This is a genomic window from Thiopseudomonas alkaliphila (assembly GCF_001267175.1).
In the GTDB taxonomy this organism is placed as follows: Bacteria; Pseudomonadota; Gammaproteobacteria; order Pseudomonadales; family Pseudomonadaceae; genus Oblitimonas; species Oblitimonas alkaliphila.
This window is the reverse complement of sequence record NZ_CP012358.1, coordinates 1538758-1555086: the sequence shown is the minus strand read 5'-3', so window position 1 is coordinate 1555086 and position 16329 is coordinate 1538758. Positions and strand designations below refer to the sequence as shown.

The 16329-nt window shown below is 40.6% G+C and carries 20 protein-coding genes; 11 read left to right on the top strand and 9 right to left on the bottom strand.

All coding sequences use genetic code 11. The features are described from left to right. Window positions 1–222: 222 nt before the first annotated feature. The gene (locus tag AKN87_RS07470; RefSeq protein WP_053103006.1) at window positions 223–411 is read left to right on the top strand and encodes an antitoxin VbhA family protein; all 189 of its coding nucleotides are present in this window, start codon (window positions 223–225) and stop codon (window positions 409–411) included. Between the two features lie 508 nt (window positions 412–919). Here the strand turns inward: AKN87_RS07470 and AKN87_RS07460 are convergent. Then, window positions 920–1627 carry a TraX family protein gene (locus AKN87_RS07460; protein WP_148561494.1) on the bottom strand — a complete coding sequence of 236 codons (708 nt, stop codon included), beginning with the start codon at window positions 1625–1627 and terminating at the stop codon, window positions 920–922. A gap of 371 nt (window positions 1628–1998) precedes the next feature. Between AKN87_RS07460 and AKN87_RS07455 the strand changes: the two genes are divergently transcribed. Further along, a complete protein-coding gene (locus AKN87_RS07455; protein ID WP_053103003.1) occupies window positions 1999–2895 on the top strand; it encodes a hypothetical protein in 897 nt (298 codons plus the stop codon). Here AKN87_RS07455 and AKN87_RS07450 read toward each other — a convergent pair. Continuing rightward, window positions 2892–3143: a hypothetical protein gene (locus AKN87_RS07450; RefSeq protein ID WP_053103002.1), complete on the bottom strand. Its 252-nt coding sequence runs from the start codon at window positions 3141–3143 to the stop codon at window positions 2892–2894. The two genes, AKN87_RS07455 and AKN87_RS07450, sit on opposite strands and share 4 nt — an antisense overlap. A gap of 836 nt (window positions 3144–3979) precedes the next feature. Here AKN87_RS07450 and AKN87_RS07445 point away from each other — a divergent pair. The 6 genes from AKN87_RS07445 to AKN87_RS07420 all read left to right on the top strand — a co-directional run bounded on the left by AKN87_RS07445 (window position 3980) and on the right by AKN87_RS07420 (window position 8885). Then, complete coding sequence (locus tag AKN87_RS07445; RefSeq protein ID WP_053103001.1) at window positions 3980–4918, top strand: hypothetical protein; 939 nt, start codon at window positions 3980–3982, stop codon at window positions 4916–4918. An 85-nt stretch (window positions 4919–5003) separates the two neighbouring features. After that, a complete protein-coding gene (locus AKN87_RS07440) occupies window positions 5004–5513 on the top strand; it encodes a hypothetical protein (RefSeq protein WP_053103000.1) in 510 nt (169 codons plus the stop codon). A 106-nt stretch (window positions 5514–5619) separates the two neighbouring features. Then, window positions 5620–6606: an amidohydrolase family protein gene (locus tag AKN87_RS07435; protein WP_053102999.1), complete on the top strand. Its 987-nt coding sequence runs from the start codon at window positions 5620–5622 to the stop codon at window positions 6604–6606. Next, window positions 6596–7150, top strand: coding sequence for a non-canonical purine NTP pyrophosphatase (locus tag AKN87_RS07430; protein WP_053102998.1), 555 nt, complete (start codon window positions 6596–6598; stop codon window positions 7148–7150). Before AKN87_RS07435 ends, AKN87_RS07430 begins: the two co-directional genes overlap by 11 nt. Next, on the top strand, window positions 7150–7938 hold the full coding sequence (locus tag AKN87_RS07425) for an SIR2 family NAD-dependent protein deacylase (protein ID WP_053102997.1): 789 nt from the start codon (window positions 7150–7152) through the stop codon (window positions 7936–7938). Before AKN87_RS07430 ends, AKN87_RS07425 begins: the two co-directional genes overlap by 1 nt. Window positions 7939–8015: 77 nt before the next feature. Further along, window positions 8016–8885, top strand: a complete 870-nt coding sequence (locus AKN87_RS07420; RefSeq protein ID WP_053102996.1) for a DUF2971 domain-containing protein — start codon at window positions 8016–8018, stop codon at window positions 8883–8885. Between the two features lie 99 nt (window positions 8886–8984). Here AKN87_RS07420 and AKN87_RS07415 read toward each other — a convergent pair whose 3' ends face one another. Further along, window positions 8985–9431, bottom strand: a complete 447-nt coding sequence (locus AKN87_RS07415) for a hypothetical protein (RefSeq protein ID WP_053102995.1) — start codon at window positions 9429–9431, stop codon at window positions 8985–8987. 501 nt (window positions 9432–9932) lie between these two features. Here AKN87_RS07415 and AKN87_RS07410 point away from each other — a divergent pair. Beyond that, window positions 9933–10832, top strand: coding sequence for a hypothetical protein (locus AKN87_RS07410; RefSeq protein WP_053102994.1), 900 nt, complete (start codon window positions 9933–9935; stop codon window positions 10830–10832). Here the strand turns inward: AKN87_RS07410 and AKN87_RS07405 are convergent, their stop codons facing one another. The 3 genes from AKN87_RS07405 to AKN87_RS07395 all read right to left on the bottom strand — a co-directional run bounded on the left by AKN87_RS07405 (window position 10833) and on the right by AKN87_RS07395 (window position 12222). Then, window positions 10833–11159: a hypothetical protein gene (locus tag AKN87_RS07405; protein WP_199533062.1), complete on the bottom strand. Its 327-nt coding sequence runs from the start codon at window positions 11157–11159 to the stop codon at window positions 10833–10835. 166 nt (window positions 11160–11325) lie between these two features. After that, on the bottom strand, window positions 11326–11724 hold the full coding sequence (locus AKN87_RS07400; RefSeq protein ID WP_053102993.1) for an ACT domain-containing protein: 399 nt from the start codon (window positions 11722–11724) through the stop codon (window positions 11326–11328). A gap of 36 nt (window positions 11725–11760) precedes the next feature. Continuing rightward, entirely contained in the window at window positions 11761–12222 is a 462-nt protein-coding gene (locus AKN87_RS07395) for an Rrf2 family transcriptional regulator (protein ID WP_053102992.1), read from the bottom strand. Between the two features lie 97 nt (window positions 12223–12319). Between AKN87_RS07395 and hmpA the strand changes: the two genes are divergently transcribed. Continuing rightward, window positions 12320–13492: an NO-inducible flavohemoprotein gene (hmpA, locus tag AKN87_RS07390; protein ID WP_053102991.1), complete on the top strand. Its 1173-nt coding sequence runs from the start codon at window positions 12320–12322 to the stop codon at window positions 13490–13492. Between the two features lie 94 nt (window positions 13493–13586). Then, window positions 13587–13784, top strand: coding sequence for a carbon storage regulator CsrA (gene csrA, locus AKN87_RS07385; protein ID WP_053102990.1), 198 nt, complete (start codon window positions 13587–13589; stop codon window positions 13782–13784). A 215-nt stretch (window positions 13785–13999) separates the two neighbouring features. Here csrA and AKN87_RS07380 read toward each other — a convergent pair whose 3' ends face one another. The 3 genes from AKN87_RS07380 to AKN87_RS07370 form a co-directional block, all read right to left on the bottom strand. Next, the gene (locus AKN87_RS07380) at window positions 14000–14242 is read right to left on the bottom strand and encodes a hypothetical protein (protein WP_053102989.1); all 243 of its coding nucleotides are present in this window, start codon (window positions 14240–14242) and stop codon (window positions 14000–14002) included. A gap of 600 nt (window positions 14243–14842) precedes the next feature. After that, window positions 14843–15349 (bottom strand): hypothetical protein, encoded by a 507-nt coding sequence (locus tag AKN87_RS07375; protein WP_148561493.1) that lies wholly within the window; start codon window positions 15347–15349, stop codon window positions 14843–14845. 662 nt (window positions 15350–16011) lie between these two features. Then, a complete protein-coding gene (locus AKN87_RS07370) occupies window positions 16012–16236 on the bottom strand; it encodes a hypothetical protein (protein ID WP_053102987.1) in 225 nt (74 codons plus the stop codon). Between the last annotated feature and the right edge of the window lie 93 nt (window positions 16237–16329).

Below are 16329 nucleotides of genomic sequence, written 5' to 3'. Positions count from 1 at the left end.
AGCGCGGACGCCGCAAGTGTCCTATACTGAGCGCGTCGCGAGACCTACCGCTGAGTGGGATGTGAAGCCTATAAATGCTGGATATTTTACATCGCAGCCAGCCTCAAAAAGGCAGCCATATTTTATATGATTTGTTCTATAATTTGCCTTATAACTGTCCTACATTAATTCTTTGTTTGTCTCGTAACAGTCCTAAAAAAGTGTCATGAAAGAGGCCGGGAAATGCCTAAAATTACAGTAAAAACCCCAAGTGCAACTATTGCCACCATCGTCGGATCGCTTCGACTTGAAGGTTTGGAGGTGGAGCCGCAAGTCATTGCTGACATGGAACGTATCGACCGGGGCGAGCTGACCACAGAGCAAGCCATAAAAAATGCTTTCGACAGGGTGACACGTGAGGAAATACAGTGACAGCACAGACGCCTACACTGATCCTCAAACCGGCGTCCTGAAAAATACCCGGCCTGACGACCAAGAAGGATTTAGAGCGGGCCGAAGCAGCAGCTTCGGTCCTTCGTTCGCATGAGCTGTCCCGCAACCCAATCGCCCAGAATGCTTTTCCGCTATTGAAAGATGGCTTAACCTAAGGAGAAGTATTGTGAAAATTTATTTCGCAATGTATCAAGCATTGGTATCAGCTGGTGTCTACGAAGATCGTGCGAAAAACGTTGTTGAGGCGCTGGAGGGCGAATGATGAGCCACCTTGCTACCAAACATGACCTTAGCCTTACCAAGACCGAGTTAATGGCAGAAATGGAGGATGTACGTTCTGAAATTAAAGTATTACGATCTGATATGAAAATTCTCATGTGGGGCATGGGACTGGTCATTGCGTCTGTGCTTATACTCGAACTTCGTAGCTTCCTGTCTGTTCTATAATCATTTAAATATAAAAGCTTAAATGATTAGTTGGCTCTGCTTAGTAAAAGGCAGTTTTTATCAGGAGTAGCATTATCAAATGCCCTGGATAAAACCAGTAAAAAAACCACTTCATGCGTGGTAAGCGAATGTTTTGGCAGGCGATAGTCGTCAGGTAAATGATGGGTAATGCAAGCAGTGTTGCTAGGCTGTCATTCATTACGCACAGTAGTCCAAGCAGCCCCGCTAGCAGTATATGCAGGACAGTGCTTTCAACGGCAGAAATGCCTGAGAATAATCGCCAGACTACGATCACCAGCGCTGGTCCAAGCCAGAGATAATCCACCAAGCCACCGGCTACTGCAAACAGAAGTATTGCTGTCATTCGGGCGGTAACTGCCCAGCGATTGTATTTAGGCAGTGAGAGTAGGTAGACGATTGTGGTCGCCAAGCTCAGTGTGAACAGAATGTTCAGCGGCCACAAGTGCTGCAGCCCGCCACTGAGGATGATGTATATCGGTGTTACCAAGATACCGAACATTAAAAGCCGAAGCATAATCTTGAGTATTTTTTCCGATGGTATCCGAGCCAAGTTGTAGCCGAGAACCAGCGCAAATAGCGGGAATGCGATTCGCCCAACTTCAAACAATATTTGGTTGTTGTCAGGGTTTACGAAGGCATTGAAGTGATCAATCAGCATGGCCGCAGTGCCGAGTAATTTCATTACGGTCAGGCTGTTGTTTGAAATACGCAATCCGTTAAGTGTCACTCCAAAAGCTCCCCTAGCCAGTTAGGGGCGAACTCGCTGAGTTTCATGAAGCCAAGATATGAGGCAGAGATTAAGACTGCTGTATTTGGATCTGCATTTTTGTAGTGTTTAAGCATCTGATTGAAGGTCGCACTTTACTAGGCTTATTGGATACTCTAGGTATTATCGGCTTAACGGACTCAGGGTAGGCAGTTAAGCCGATACTGACTTTATCGGTTTGTTTCGCTCGGCAAATTTTGATGGGCTTCCCTAAGCAGTTGATTGGTGCCTATGCGATCTAATAAAAAGGAGAGTAAGGATGCTTATTTTGATGCGCAGCTTAGGTGAGACGGGTGGTATGAAATTAGGTGTTAAGTACGAAGGATAGTTAAGTGAACGTTTATAAATTGAGTGTGGATGACTGGACTGAAAAGCCGCTTGATAGAGAAGTATTTGAAGTAGATACAGGGCGTCAGGCACCGTGGTATGTAAATAATGAGAAGGGGGGCTTTAGTTGCTTTGCTGTTTGTCCGGGATGTGACAACCCGATTCAGATCATTGGGTTCTATCATCAGGCTAAAAATACCGACACACCCTATGCTCGACATTACCCAAGAACCGTTCCCAGACTCGCGGTATATCAGCAAGATAGTTACGACTACTGCCCTTATGCTGGTTCAAAACGATATGATAAAGCTGCTAGGCGCGCTCTATCAGACCCGCTTGCTGATAAAATTCTGGGTATTCTGGTGCCCAACTTTGACCGTGTGATTTACATCCTTGAAAAAGTTACGGGTCTTAAAATAACCGATTCGCTTGCTCGGGTTTTATTAGAGGACTACCGGGATTTAGAAGGTCATCGTTACATCGGAGCGACGCTGCAAAATATTCCATGGATTTTTGCCTATATGACGAACTCGAAGTCACTAACAGGGCGAATCGTCACTGGTGACGACGAATTGTTGCAGGCCGTAGAGAATACAGTTTCGGATGTTGTTTTAAATGGCAAACAGATAACCCCTAAACAGGGCGTTTATGTCAAATTGGATTTTTGTTTTATTCACCATCGTTCTGCAAAAAATGAAGATGGGGGGCTTAAAGAAACGATGGTGATGCAAGTTTCGTATAACAAACCTGCCAATGTGATCTATCAAAAGACAATAGAGTTTGATCGTGACTGGTTTATGCGATTAATTCGGACCTCGCCAGAGCGTGCAGTGAGGCCCCGCAAAGCGACATTGGTTGCACTTGCGGAGCAAATTTTAGGAGTTCGTGAGTACACGAATTAACTATGTTGCTGGTAGTCTAAGTTGTAGCGCGTGCTTAATGCTAGCCACCATTGATTGGGTAGTTTAGGCACAGCACCTTCCTGCTCAGCAATGTATAGACACTCAAGCAATGTGGAAAGTCCCAAAGAGAATTGATGGTGCTTATCCTGCATTGCAAAGACCATGTAGTCGTCTTGCGATAAGTCGGCCTGTTGGGTAGCGGGTGGGTTGGCATCTAGTGTTGCTCGGTTATCGAATGGTGTGGTCATTTTTAGATCCTCAGTGGGTCATTAAGAAATGCTTCCACTATCTATCAAAAAGCACGATGCGCGGTGGTTAACCCTATGCCCATTCATTCGGATTAACGCCATACAGAGAAGCGTGAGTTGCTCAAAAAGTGCGGATTGGTCTACTCCCCTGTACAGTATCGACCGAGCCGCCGCTTTTCAGTAGCAACCCCGTCGGAAGGCCTCGATAGCAATTCGGTTGGTGTACCACTGTTCATAATCTGTTAGGTGCGGACTGTCTGCCTGTAAACTTTTAATTTAATACTATATAAATCAAGCAGCTATAAATTATATAGGTGAAATAGTGTGCATAGCACAAAGCGGGATGGGTGACATGCTCTGTAATAAGGGTGTGTCTTCTTTTTTCACAGAAAGTCTTTTAAGTAAAGATACTTATATTAATTAACAGTAAGTGGCTGCGGTTGACAAAACGAGCATGCATACTAATAAACTGTTGCACATAGCCGCTACGCGGCAGAGTATGAGTATTAGAGTGGTGTATATAACAACTGAAACAAAGGATATATCCAGTCGAACGATACAAAATCTGTTTGCTTGTTGCTCTGGGCAGCTTAAGCAGGCTAAACAATCGCTTAAAAATCTCAAGGCGATTGATGCACTAATTTGTTGCCGTACACGTGCGCTGGGTGCCAGAATAAATAATCGCTGAGCATTTGTGTCAGCGGCTCTGTACAACAAGTCGATGAACCGCTCCTTGCGGGTGGTTTTTATAATATGTTCTAAGGCTCCGAGTGGGCTGTTTTTTTTGGCGCGGCAAGGATGGTTATCTAAGCGTTATGCTATGAAGAGTGAGTATCATGCAAGATAGAATGGAAGAGTCACGGAATAGTGAATTATCTGAAGAGAAAAAAAGACATCTTAATGATCGTGAAAGAGAGCTATTAAGATATAGGAAGGTCATTGAAAATCAGGAAAGGGAGTTCGATGCGTATCGATCAAGACTAAAAGACGAACAGATTAAGAGAGAAATGCAGCTCCGTAAAGAGCTCGAGGAAAGAGAGAGACATTTCGTAGAAAGAGAAAAGAAATTAGTTGAACGTCAACGAGATTTTGAAAAGCATCTCCAGCTCAGAGAAATAGAAGCTCAAGAACTTCGTAATAGACTGCAAAATGAACTTTCCATAAAAGAATCCAAACTCAAAAAGGCTTTTATTAAACTTGAACAAGAGAAGGCTCGTTTAACAGAAGAAAGTAGAAGAAAATTAGAGCAGACATCACAAGATTATGTTGCAGACGCACTTGATGCACTAAATAGTAAAGAGAAGCAGTTTCATACGATCTCAAAAATTTGGAGTGGAATTGGAGCAGCGTCTTTGATTGTAGGTGTAATAATTTTTGTTGCTGTAACTTTTTCTATCAATTTGGATTTATTAAAAGATATCTCATGGCAGTTTCTGGTATTTGCTTTATTCAAAGGAATCACAACTGTTGGCCTGCTAGTTGGCGTTGCGAAATACTCCTTTTTGTTCAGCAGTTCATATATGCAAGAATCACTTAAAAATGCAGACCGCAGGCATGCGATTAACTTCGGGAAGTTTTATTTGGAATCATATGGAGCTGCTGCTGACTGGTCAGAAGTAAAAGAAGCATTTGAGCATTGGAATATCACCGGCAGCAATGCTTTTAGCAATCGAGAAGACGTAGCGCTAGATAATAGTGCGCTTGAAAAAGCAATTTCATTGTTGGAAAAAGCGGGAAAGATACCAGAGAAAATAAAAGATGCGGTGAAAGCATAACAAAGCGCTGCACTCGGATAAATTACTCGCTGGGCTCCTAATTTACCGTTGAGTGCGGTGTTTATACTGAAAAGAGGATTTTCCATTGACCAAGGCATTAGTCAAAGAAATTAATAAGATAAAATCACGCCTAGAGAAACTGAAAACGGAAGATGATGCTACTGCTAAAGAAATTCATGCAGATTTTTTTACCCTCATAAAAACGACTGAAGCTTTTGATGAGTATCTTGAAAGAATTAACAATCAAAAATTTACATTTGAATGTCAAATGTACAATACCGGTCATTCTGTAAAAAGAGAAAAATTTAATCTTGCAAAGCAAGGTCTTCTGAATATAGCAAAGCAGATATTAAGAGAGATAAAGTATGGCGCGTTAAAGCCTAAACTACTTCCAAAGCCTGAGACAGTCAGCATTCATTGGCTTTTTAAAAACGGGTCACTTTCTTTTTGGGGGGTGGTTTTTTTAATTTTGCTATCCGCTTTCTGCGCTGGTGCAGTAACTGAACAACAAACCGGAAAGTCAGATGTTGTGATTAAGGTCATCAAAAACCCGCTGGAGTATCTTGAGTCTCTTTTCAAAGAAAATAAAGATTAAAAGTAAAGCATAACAAGGCGCTCAAGCTTTGGACGCAGCAAGCTGCGCCGCTAAGCTTAGCTTAGCGTTAGCTGTTCTGAGTAATTCAAATGCCAAGTGATTGTTGATGAATAGAAATGAAATTCAATTAATGAAAAAAGGTGAGCTTCACGTTCATCTAAATAGGTTGGTGAGTACGGATGTTATTCGAAGTTTATTAGTAAGAGATAAGTCTGATTTGCCTTCTGGATTTGATTTGGAAAGAGACCTGAATATCTCGCTACCCGCTGACTCTCTGGCGTCATACTTAAAACCTTGGCAGGTGTTACGACTTATACCTAAGAGTAAAAGCTGCCTTGGTTTGATAGTGGAAAGTGCTTTTCTAAATTTGAAGTCTCAGAATATTAAATTTGTTGAGATTCGTAATAGTGTTATTTACTTGGCATTGCTAAATAATATTTCAGTAGATGAAGCATTGTACTGGATTGTATCTGAAATCGAAGATGCGTCCGAAAGACATAAAATAAACGCAGGTTTAATTTTGACAGTTTCTAGAGGCGATTACGCTCCTGAGCATTTGCGAGCTCTTTTAGGAGCATATGAAAAACTAGGTAGGCCGAGTACTATTGTTGGGCTTGACTTTGCGGGCAATGAAGATGTTTCGTCCCCAGCTGAAACTGGTTCACTTTTTTTAAATGCAAAAGATGAGTATGGGCTTAAAGTGACAATTCATGCTGGAGAAACCGGAAGAGTTGAAAATATAATTAGTGCAGTTAATGAATTCGGCGCTGACAGAATTGGTCACGGAACTGCTGCATCAAAATCAGTTGAGGTGATGGAATTATTGAAAGATAGGGATATATGTATTGAGGTTTGCCCTATTAGTAACAGGCTAACGAATGCAGTAAATGAAAATGAGTCACATCCTGTTATTGACTTTATTGATAATAACGTCCCGTTTGTTATATGTTCTGACAACCCCTCAATACATTCATCGAGCCTTACAGAAGACTATTTGGAATTTTATCGTATGACAAATTCTTCGCAGCATTTGCGCGATATGTATAGTAATCAAAAAAAATATTGTTTTATTAAGGGTTTGTATGGAAATTAACTTTGTTACAAAGAATCCCCATAAAGCTCGAGAGGTGGAAGCTATTCTTGGGAATATTGGTATTTCTATAGTTCACGCGGATTTGATAATTCATGAAATACAGACAGAAGATATTAACCATATAGTACGAGATAAGGTTTTAAAGGCGTTCACTCAAGTCGGACGTCCTGTATTTATCGAACATACAGGATTATATATCGATAGCTTACAAGGTTTTCCTGGCGGCTTAACCCAAGTGTTCTGGGATAAATTAGAAGCAGAAAAGTTTACGGAGCTATTTGGAGGGTTAAAAAATACCTCGTTAAAAGCAAAAACTGTCATTGCATTCTGTGACGCCAAAAAAATATATACGTTTGAAGGAATTGTAGAAGGAAATATTGCATCTGAGCCAAGAGGGAATAAAGATTTCCAGTGGGATTGTGTTTTTATCCCAAAGGGCTTTGAAGAGACATTTGCTGAGATGGGAGAAAAAAAGAACGATATTTCAATGCGTAAGAAAGCCTTCGATAATTTTCGGAAATTTCTTGTATCGGAGGTTCTGTAATGGATGATCTTATAGCTTCATATAGAGAAAAAAATGTCATCCTTTTTGTCGGTGCAGGAGTATCGAAAAATCTTGGTCTTCCCTTATGGTCAGAACTAATAGATCATATTGCCGTTGAGTTAGGTTATGATCCCGAAATATATAAGACTTTCGGAAATGACTTGGCTTTAGCTGAATACTATAGGGTAAAAACAGGTAGTATTGGACCACTCAGAAGCTGGATGGATACTAATTGGCATTCTGCCAATGTAGACTTGCAAGGATCTGAGATACACAAACTCATAGCATGCTCAAAATTTCCAATGGTTTACACCACCAACTATGATAGGTGGCTAGAAAAATCATATGAACTGTACAACCAGAAATATACAAAAATTTCTGGCGTATCTGATATTGCAAAGATCAAAGATGGCGTGACCCAAGTGATTAAATTTCATGGTGATTTTGACAACGATGAAACTATTGTACTTGATGAGTCTAGTTACTATGAGCGCTTAGAGTTTGAGACTCCTTTGGATATAAAACTTAGGTCGGATATTCTAGGAAAATCTGTTTTATTTATTGGATATAGTCTAACTGATGTGAATCTTAGATTTCTTTTCTATAAGTTGGCTAAATTATGGAAGTCTAATAATGGTGGTGGCGTTCAGCCGCGATCATATGTATTCACGCATAGACCAAATCCCATTCAAGAAACAATATTAGATCAATGGGGCATTAAAATGCTTACATCAAAGGAAAGCGAGCCGAAAAAAGCACTATTGGAATTTTTGAGAAAGTTTCAGTAATGCAACTAACAAACGCGTCAATTAGGGCGCTCGCAAGCTCTCACCTATTATGCAGGCGTTAACTTCAAAAGGTGCATATGCTATATCACTATACAAATTTACAGGGTTTATTAGGCATTTTAAGTAGCAAAAGTATATGGGCTAGCCACTGCGAATATTTAAATGATTCGAGTGAATATCGCCAAGCTATCCGATTTGCTAAGGCATTTTCCGGAAATATTTATATGGAAGATGATTATTTGGCTGCTTTTGGCTGGACAGTTAGAGATGCCCTAGAAAAGATGCAAGTACATAATGTTTATGTTTCTAGTTTTAGTGAGAAAAAAGATCTGTTGAGCCAATGGCGAGGATATTGTCCTCAAGGTGGTGGCATTTGTATTGGGTTTGACAAAGCTGCCATACAGGGTTTTTGCGATAGTAAAGGTTACCATCTTTCAAAATGTATTTACTCTCATAGTGAGCAAGTAAAAATTATATCTCAGTTACTTGATGAGTGCTTTTCTAATTTTCCTAAGCCACTAATATCCAGAAGTGAATATGAAGCACGAGATTCAAAAGGGCGAGTTGATCATGTGTTAGGTTATAGAGCTCTTGTTTCTTTAGGTGACGCTAAGGAACTAGCTGATACGGTAGTAAATAAATTTATAAGCGAAATTAATGATCTTGCTCCAAGGGTAAAGAATTTTGGCTTTCATGAGGAGGCTGAGTGGCGCATTGTAGCTCCGAACCCTGAAAATAAAATAGAATTCCGTATAGGGGGTTCTCATTTAATTCCGTATATTCAGCTTCCAGTTGTTGATAGTGAGAAATCTCCCATTAGAGAGATTATTGTTGGCCCCAACCCAAATCCTCAACGATGTATCAGTTCAATTGAAAAACTTATTAAATCATTTAACCTTGGAAAGGTAGAAATAAATGAATCCCAAATCCCATTCAGCAGTTGGTAAAGTTAACAAGGCCATCTGATAAAGTCAGACCTTATCAGTTAGTCAGAACTTATAACATAAGCTGACCGTGTTTTGCTAAACTAATCAGATTAGCAATGCCTATAAATATGGATATACCTTCTTAAGCCTCTCGTACAGGTTTGCCCCATCATCTTTATTTTTTGTAAGCTCACAATGTCTATGTTCTGGAAAAGGCAAACTTTCAGAGCATGTATCTTTCCACATAGTAATAAAAAAACATCCTTGAATAATCTTGTCATAGTAATCTATGGAACCAGTCATAAGATTTTTAAAATCATAATCTGTCAGTGGCCCAGAAGCTAAAAAAATTTTACCTGCATCAGCCCAGATCTTGTTGTATATAAATGCATTTTTACCAGTGTATGCGCCCAGCATATTTTTACTATTCACATAGCCGCAATAATCACCTTGGTTTTGCCCCTCAAAAACATCTGAAAATATAGCGCTACTTGGATCTAGTAAGGATTCTTTAACAGCGCTTAAGGCTTTATTCTTGGCCGTTGGTAGATAATCACAACCAGCCACAAAAAAATGGTGCTTGCTAATAATATGTTTGTTTTTTACTCAAGATAAATCCTTAATTTTAATCACTAAAAAATAATCTCTGGTAAATATTAACAGAGCAATGAAATAATTTAAGTTGAGTGCAATATACTACATCAGCATCAAATGTAATCCCCCCCAAAGACCAAAATACAGATCATCCAGCTTGATGCGTCAAAACAAGCAGGCTTGTAAGCAGGTTTTTATGGAAAAAGAAGAGTAGTACTCTTCAAGTAACAGAGAAGATGAAGGTGCTTGTTTATGCATTTTGCGTAAAGGCAACACCTTGGTTTTTTGTAGAGTAGACAGATTTGAGCGATTATTAAAAGCTTTGTAGAAATAGTTAATGGATTTAAAGAAAGAAAAATAATCTAGATACAACTAGTGATAAAGTCAGGCCTTAATAATACTCATAGCCTGTAGACTACTGACTGTGAGTCTACGTTCGCGTACAGTCGCCCCATCTAAGTTAAGGGTAGTCTTATGCTGCATTACAAGTTAAGCACTAAGTTTCATGCGTTTAATAAAATTAATAGAGAAAATTTTGAACGAGATACTCAGAAGCGGTATCCGTGGTGGCAGGAAAATGATCAGGGACGCACAGTGCATTTTGCAGTATGTCCACATTGTAATAATCCTATTCAGATTGTTGGGCTAATCCAACTGGGAAGGAATGGTGTTAATAGTCCTAGGCCTTATGGGAAACATTATAATAAATCTGTTGCTCAGCTCGCACCTTTAAAGGTCGAGACGAGAGACTATTGTCCATATTACTCCAAAAGACGGCTGGCAAAGAGTGCTAATGACCGCAAAGAACGAATGGATGATACATCACGTGAAATTATTCAGATTATGATCAATGAGTTTGATCGTATCGTTTATTTCGTGCGACGAATAACAGGCATTGGGTTTAAGCGAAATCTATTGGAGTCGATGCTGAGAGAGTATCGTAACAATAAGGGTTATTTGTACTTTGACGCAACGCTTACCAATATACCTCTGATATTCCTGTCCCAGGCGTCAAGCCTAAATCTGTACCATCAGCCTGTAAAAAACTTGCAACTAAGAAAAGCTCTTTTACATAAGGTTTCAAATGCGTCTCTTGATGCAAATGAATGTTTAGTGCCCAGTGACCGTAATGGTGAGTTTTTAGAAGTTCACTTTTGCTTCCAGAAGTCCCTAAGCTACGTGTGCAAGGAGACCTATAAGTTGCAGGAAAGCATCGTCCTATCCGTTACAGGTCGAACACCTACAGACAGAATTTATCAGGAAACAATTGAGTTCGATCACGCCCATTTTAATAACATCTTGCACCAAGAAAACTTTCATCGCACACCATTTTGGTGTGAACTGGCGCAGAATATTCTTGGAGACCTTCTGTAGTCACTCAATTTTTTTTGGAGCATCAAAGGTGGGTATGTTGAGTTTGTAGTAGTTCATTACCCGATGCCACCAGTCGTCAGATAGTTCGGGTATTGCTCCTTCGCTTTGTGCTACATACAGGCATTCTAGAATCGTGGTTATGCCCAAAGAAAAGCTGTGATGATTGTCTTGAAGAGCAAATAACAAGTGATTGGTGCAGCAGTCATGGCTGTTTTTCGTGGCTTCCTGGGCCGGCAGTGTGGCACGATTCTCAATGATTTCTTGTGGGTGACTGGTATTAACTGTGGTCATTTTTGCGTCCTCGATCGATAAGTGAACAATTTTCATATTCACTATCCACTAAAAAATAGGACGAGTGGCTATTAACCCGATGCCCGCTCATTCGGATTAACGCCATACAGAGAAACGTGAATTGCTCAGCTAGTGATGAAAAAGGGAAAATGTTTTCTGCCGCACTCTGTAAAGCTTCCAAGCCTTAGTTAGGTAAAATAAGCTATTGAAAGTCACTTAATCTGGCCAGTATCTGTATCGCCTGATTTGCTTTATCTAAAGGCACAAATACATGATCGTGGTGATATGCAGCAATAACGTTAGCACTAATACCCTCTTTAGCTAGAGCACTAGCGACCACAGCTGTTAACCCAACCGCCTCTAAACTAGAATAAACTGATAGCGTAATGCGCTTGAAGGTTGAATCTATACAGAAACCCAGGCTCTGTGCCTGTACTTTGGTTAACACTAAAGTCAGTCCTTCTGCCTCCATAAAAGTAGCCAAAGGATTAAGGCTAAGGTAATTGGTTAAGTCATTATTAACCGTACAGAATACATATTCCTCTGAGTCTAAAACAGGTTGTAGCTTCTCTAATAACGTATCTAAATCAATAATTGCCATTTTATTTTTCCAAATGCCTATCAATTAATAACGCACTTACGTGCTACTTTCGAGATTTATAGTTTCAAATAATGAGGGCGAATTTTTACTGCTATCAAGCTGAGTAGGTAACTGAATATCCGCTAACGAATAGTGGCTTAACACCTCTATAAAGGCTTCTTTAGCTTTGTAGAGAACCTGTTTCAATTGACAGTCTGCAGTAATCACACAAGTGTTATTCTGAGTAAAACACTCCACAATATTGAGTGGTTCAAATTCACTGACTAGCTTGCCTAAGTTTAGACTTGATGCAGGCATACCTAGCTTCAAGCCTCCATTTTTTCCTCGCACACCAGTCAAGTAGCCTTTTTGAGTCAGGCTAGCGACCACTTTTGCTAAGTGGCTTCGAGAAATTTGATAAAAGTTGGAAATCTCAGTGATATTTACCAAACGCTCTGTGTGCGCTGCTGTGTAAAGTAGCACGCGAATGGCATAGTCGGTGTGCTGAGTGAGCTGCATAAAACCCCAAGAAATCAATAAAAACACAGACAAACTATAACATTCATTTTGGGTTCATGTTATAAGGTGAGTTTTAAATGCATCTTTAGAGGTCGAAATGTTAACCAGTCATCAGCAATCAATTATTAAAGCAACTGTGCCCTTGTTAGAGTCGCAGGGTGAGGCCTTAACGCAGCATTTTTATAACATCATGCTTGCTGAATACACTGACGTTCGTCCGTTGTTTAACCAGGCGGGGCAGGACTCAGGGCGGCAGCCGCGAGCTTTAGCTAAGAGCTTGCTGATGTACGCGAAACACATTGATAACTTGGGACAGTTAAATGATTTAGTCAGCACTATAATCCATAAGCACGTCTCTTTAGATATTCAACCAGAGCATTACGCCATTGTTGGGACCTGTTTGTTGCGCGCAATTAAAGAGGTACTAGGGGAAGAAATTGCAACTGAAGAAGTGATTGAGGCGTGGAAAATTGCGTATTTCGCCTTAGCCGACATTCTAATAAAAAAAGAAGAGGGGTTATACAAAAGCAATGAAGAGGCTGAAGGTGGCTGGCGAGGAGAACGTCTGTTCTATATCGCGGATAAGGTCAAAGAAAGCGAGATTATTACATCTTTTTATTTGAAACCAGTAGATGGTAAACCCGTTCTTCCACACCAAGCTGGCCAGTTCCTAGGATTTAGATTCATTTTTCTTGAAGGAGAGCAGCGTCGAAACTACTCAATCTCTAGTTCACCAAATAATGAGTATTATCGTATTAGTGTAAAGCGTGAAAAAGAGGGGGTGGTATCGAACTATTTACATGATCAAGCAAGTATCGGGGATCGTATTCGAGTCTTCCCACCTTCTGGTAATTTTATTCTGAAAGAGAACGTACGACCTATTGCTTTTATCTCTGCTGGTGTAGGAATTACTCCTATGGTTTCGATGCTCGAGCAAGCCTTGAGCCACAATCAACCCGTATGGTTCATTCACGCTGCCCAAAATCATGAAGTGGACCCTTTCTATGACTGGCTTTATAACCAAGCTGATCGTTATCCTACATTGAATGTTTTTAAATGTTATGAAGATAATCAATCGGGAAAAGCGGATCACGAGGGTTTCTTAAACAAGGAACTCTTAAAAACGTTATTGCCTGATACAGAGATAGATGTCTATTATTTAGGACCAACGCCTTTTATGGCCATGCTTAACAAGGCATTAGCAGAATTGGGCTTTTATAAAGATCAGTGTCACTATGAGTTTTTTGGCCCAGCAGAAGCTCTTGAATAAACTGTTTGTTCTGGGCAGATCGTAACGTTATTTCAATGAGGGCGGTTGCATTCGAGCCTGCAACCGCTGAACTTAATAAAAATGAGGACTAAACATGCTTATTTTGACACGTAATTTAGGTGAGAGCATTATTATCGGTGACGATGTACGAGTTACTGTACTAAGCAACCAAAGAGGTCAAATCCGTTTAGCTATTAATGCACCGCGTGAGGTCGAGGTGCACCGTGAAGAAATTTATCATCGGATTCAGAGTGAAAAAAAGTTGCAACAGATCGATAAGCCAAATCAATAACGGTTTTTTGGGGCGTCAACTAAAATTGATCGATAGCTAAATTGTCGGCATCCTTAAGCAAATCGAAGGCTAGCTGTTATGGCTAGACAGTAAGAGGCCAGACTGGGCTTTATCCAGCGGGTTAACGCTCAGCCTTTATGCACTCTTGCTACAAATCGACTCTAAATAAAGAGTGCGAGGCCGTCCTCGAATCGTTAAAGCGACTGGCTCATAGCTCAGAAGGTATAAGTGTACTGATTATCTGGCAATTCAATTGGCTGAACATGCTCTAAACGCAATAACTCATTAAAATCGTAATTTACTGCTCGTTTTTGAGCTTCATCTACTCTAGGTTGGTGTCCAACATCTGTTCTTTCAGATGAGTTTAGAGTAAAGCGATTCCTTGCATTTACAAAGCTTTCACTAGCGCATACCAGTACCACGAGTGCTGGCAAGGCGATCATGATTTTATTGATCATTGTGTATTCCTCCATGACGCAAAGCGAATTTTATCTACTAGATAGTAAGCGCTTAGCTGCTTACCATCATTTCGAAGCAAGCAAGTATTACTTTACTTACTCTCACTAGAGATTAAAACACCTGTATTACAACTTTTTGTTAGGAGTTTTATGCCTTTAGTCTTACTAAGTTAATCCGCACATTAATCGCCCAGAGCTTTGATCTTCGTGTGCATTTTTGCATCTGAGGGTTTGATTATGGGCGCTGTATTAATAGTGAGCTGTTAGGTAAGTAGGGTAAAAATCGCCACTGCTCTGCAGTAGTGCACCAAAATTTAGCAGGGTCACCAAATAGGATCCATAGTCCTGTGCAAGGATCAAAATGCGATGCTCTAATAGGAGCATCTGACCAGTTTGGAATGAGTGGGCTTGCCATAAAGAACCTTGAGTAAACGTTTTAATGAGTGTGGTAGTTGAAAAGAGACAGTAGGTTGTTACCAATAATTCCTTCTCATTTTTTGCCTTCGGTTTAATTAGGATAGATCCAGTTTGGGGGATACACGATATGGCGAGCTCGATCGTAGTGCAGGCAAACAGTCTTGCTAGCAGGCCTTATCAAGGTCAACGGTTTAAGATTCTTCGCCACAGTGTTTTGCTGGCCTGTTGTCTCTGAAATTGCTGAACGGTTGAGATACGTTGTAAGGCATCTTTCTTCTCTAATGCCCGAGATAAATCAAGTGAGCAGCTTTCGTATGTTTCTAAGTCGGTTAAGGTGATGGCGACATGGAAATTATCAATTTTCCAACCCGCAGAATCTTCACGGCCATTTAGCGTGTTACTGACATCAAGGGTGTAAGGAAGTCGATTTTCTACAATTATAGCTTTGAGTTGTTGGTATACGTTATAAAATGCCCAGTCAACCTTATAGTGGTCGACCGTGACGCAATGAATATGTGCTTTGGCCTGCTCTGCGAGTAAGAAGCGAGCTAGACAGGTGCGATGATTACCATCACTACCGACATAGAAACGAACTCCATCCACTGTCTTATAGTAAATTTGCGGATTCCGTTGGGTCAGACTGAGATAGTAATTTGGGTTTGTTTCTAAGCATTGTAAGTTTAGTGGCATACACCTGCCACCTTGTAGGAACTCAAGCCAGGTTTTGCCCTGATAGTCCCAGTGCTCTGTCCCAACGACATTGAAAACATTCACAGATGCTTCGGCAGTCCAGTAGTGTTGAGTCACGAATTGTTGGCACTCTTGTGGAAAAGCATCATCCCATGACAATAGTCGCTCGTCACCCCAGTGTGGTGGGTTGTTGATTTGCTTTTGAACAAACGGAAATAACAAGTTGGGATTCTTCATAATGTAGCCTTCTCTGCTGCTGATTTTTACAGAACAGTATGAGCTGGCAGGTTAAGACATTGGTTGTGAAGCCTATTTACTAAAAAACGGTTTTTATATGTTAAAGCCCGGGTGGGTAATGAGGAGGGAAGTTTTGCAAAATGTAGAGGTCAGTTTCTTTCGTAAAGCTTGACTCGTACGCACAAAAAAGCCCGCAGCAGCGGGCTTATATGGTTTAGCTGAACACGGTCAGCTTGCGGACAGTCACCCATATAGAGTTAGGTGACTGATTTGTTTGCAGTAGGGTTAAGCTGTTTTTTCGTCGGATTTTTTGCTTTCTGAGTCATCATCCGGCAGGGTTCTTGCGTAAAGCAGAACCGCTCCGACCATTAGGCAAATTCCGCCTATGTAGGCGGTAAGTGTCAGAAGTAGAGCTGTTACAGACATTATTTATCCCCCTCTTTTTCTAAAAGAATCGGTAATATTCTGCACAAAAGAGACAGTTTCATGCCCAGAAAAGATATTACGTAAAGTAACACGTTCTGGATGATTTTGTCGCTGCTCATCAGAGATGAAACCACCCCAGATGCCAACAAGGATAACGACAGTCCAAGTAAAGCCTGGTTAAACCAAGCTACAGTTGCTGTGGTTATCTTTTTTCGTTTATTCATACGTTCTCCAAAAAGCGCGGAGAAACGCATATCCCTTGCGGAGAATGATTTCTCCGCAAGGATGGGTAAATGTGGACACCAACTCAAATGAGC

Excerpts from the sequence above, each read along its gene's own strand:
- AKN87_RS07470 (WP_053103006.1), top strand. The coding sequence starts at position 223 with ATGCCTAAAATTACAGTAAAAACCCCAAGTGCAACTATTGCCACCATC.
- AKN87_RS07450 (WP_053103002.1), bottom strand. The coding sequence starts at position 3,143 with ATGACCACACCATTCGATAACCGAGCAACACTAGATGCCAACCCACCC.
- AKN87_RS07445 (WP_053103001.1), top strand. The coding sequence starts at position 3,980 with ATGCAAGATAGAATGGAAGAGTCACGGAATAGTGAATTATCTGAAGAG.
- AKN87_RS07435 (WP_053102999.1), top strand. The coding sequence starts at position 5,620 with ATGAATAGAAATGAAATTCAATTAATGAAAAAAGGTGAGCTTCACGTT.
- AKN87_RS07430 (WP_053102998.1), top strand. The coding sequence starts at position 6,596 with ATGGAAATTAACTTTGTTACAAAGAATCCCCATAAAGCTCGAGAGGTG.
- AKN87_RS07425 (WP_053102997.1), top strand. The coding sequence starts at position 7,150 with ATGGATGATCTTATAGCTTCATATAGAGAAAAAAATGTCATCCTTTTT.
- AKN87_RS07420 (WP_053102996.1), top strand. The coding sequence starts at position 8,016 with ATGCTATATCACTATACAAATTTACAGGGTTTATTAGGCATTTTAAGT.
- AKN87_RS07410 (WP_053102994.1), top strand. The coding sequence starts at position 9,933 with ATGCTGCATTACAAGTTAAGCACTAAGTTTCATGCGTTTAATAAAATT.
- AKN87_RS07405 (WP_199533062.1), bottom strand. The coding sequence starts at position 11,159 with ATGAAAATTGTTCACTTATCGATCGAGGACGCAAAAATGACCACAGTT.
- AKN87_RS07400 (WP_053102993.1), bottom strand. The coding sequence starts at position 11,724 with ATGGCAATTATTGATTTAGATACGTTATTAGAGAAGCTACAACCTGTT.
- AKN87_RS07395 (WP_053102992.1), bottom strand. The coding sequence starts at position 12,222 with ATGCAGCTCACTCAGCACACCGACTATGCCATTCGCGTGCTACTTTAC.
- hmpA (WP_053102991.1), top strand. The coding sequence starts at position 12,320 with ATGTTAACCAGTCATCAGCAATCAATTATTAAAGCAACTGTGCCCTTG.
- csrA (WP_053102990.1), top strand. The coding sequence starts at position 13,587 with ATGCTTATTTTGACACGTAATTTAGGTGAGAGCATTATTATCGGTGAC.
- AKN87_RS07380 (WP_053102989.1), bottom strand. The coding sequence starts at position 14,242 with ATGATCAATAAAATCATGATCGCCTTGCCAGCACTCGTGGTACTGGTA.
- AKN87_RS07375 (WP_148561493.1), bottom strand. The coding sequence starts at position 15,349 with ATGCCACTAAACTTACAATGCTTAGAAACAAACCCAAATTACTATCTC.
- AKN87_RS07370 (WP_053102987.1), bottom strand. The coding sequence starts at position 16,236 with ATGAATAAACGAAAAAAGATAACCACAGCAACTGTAGCTTGGTTTAAC.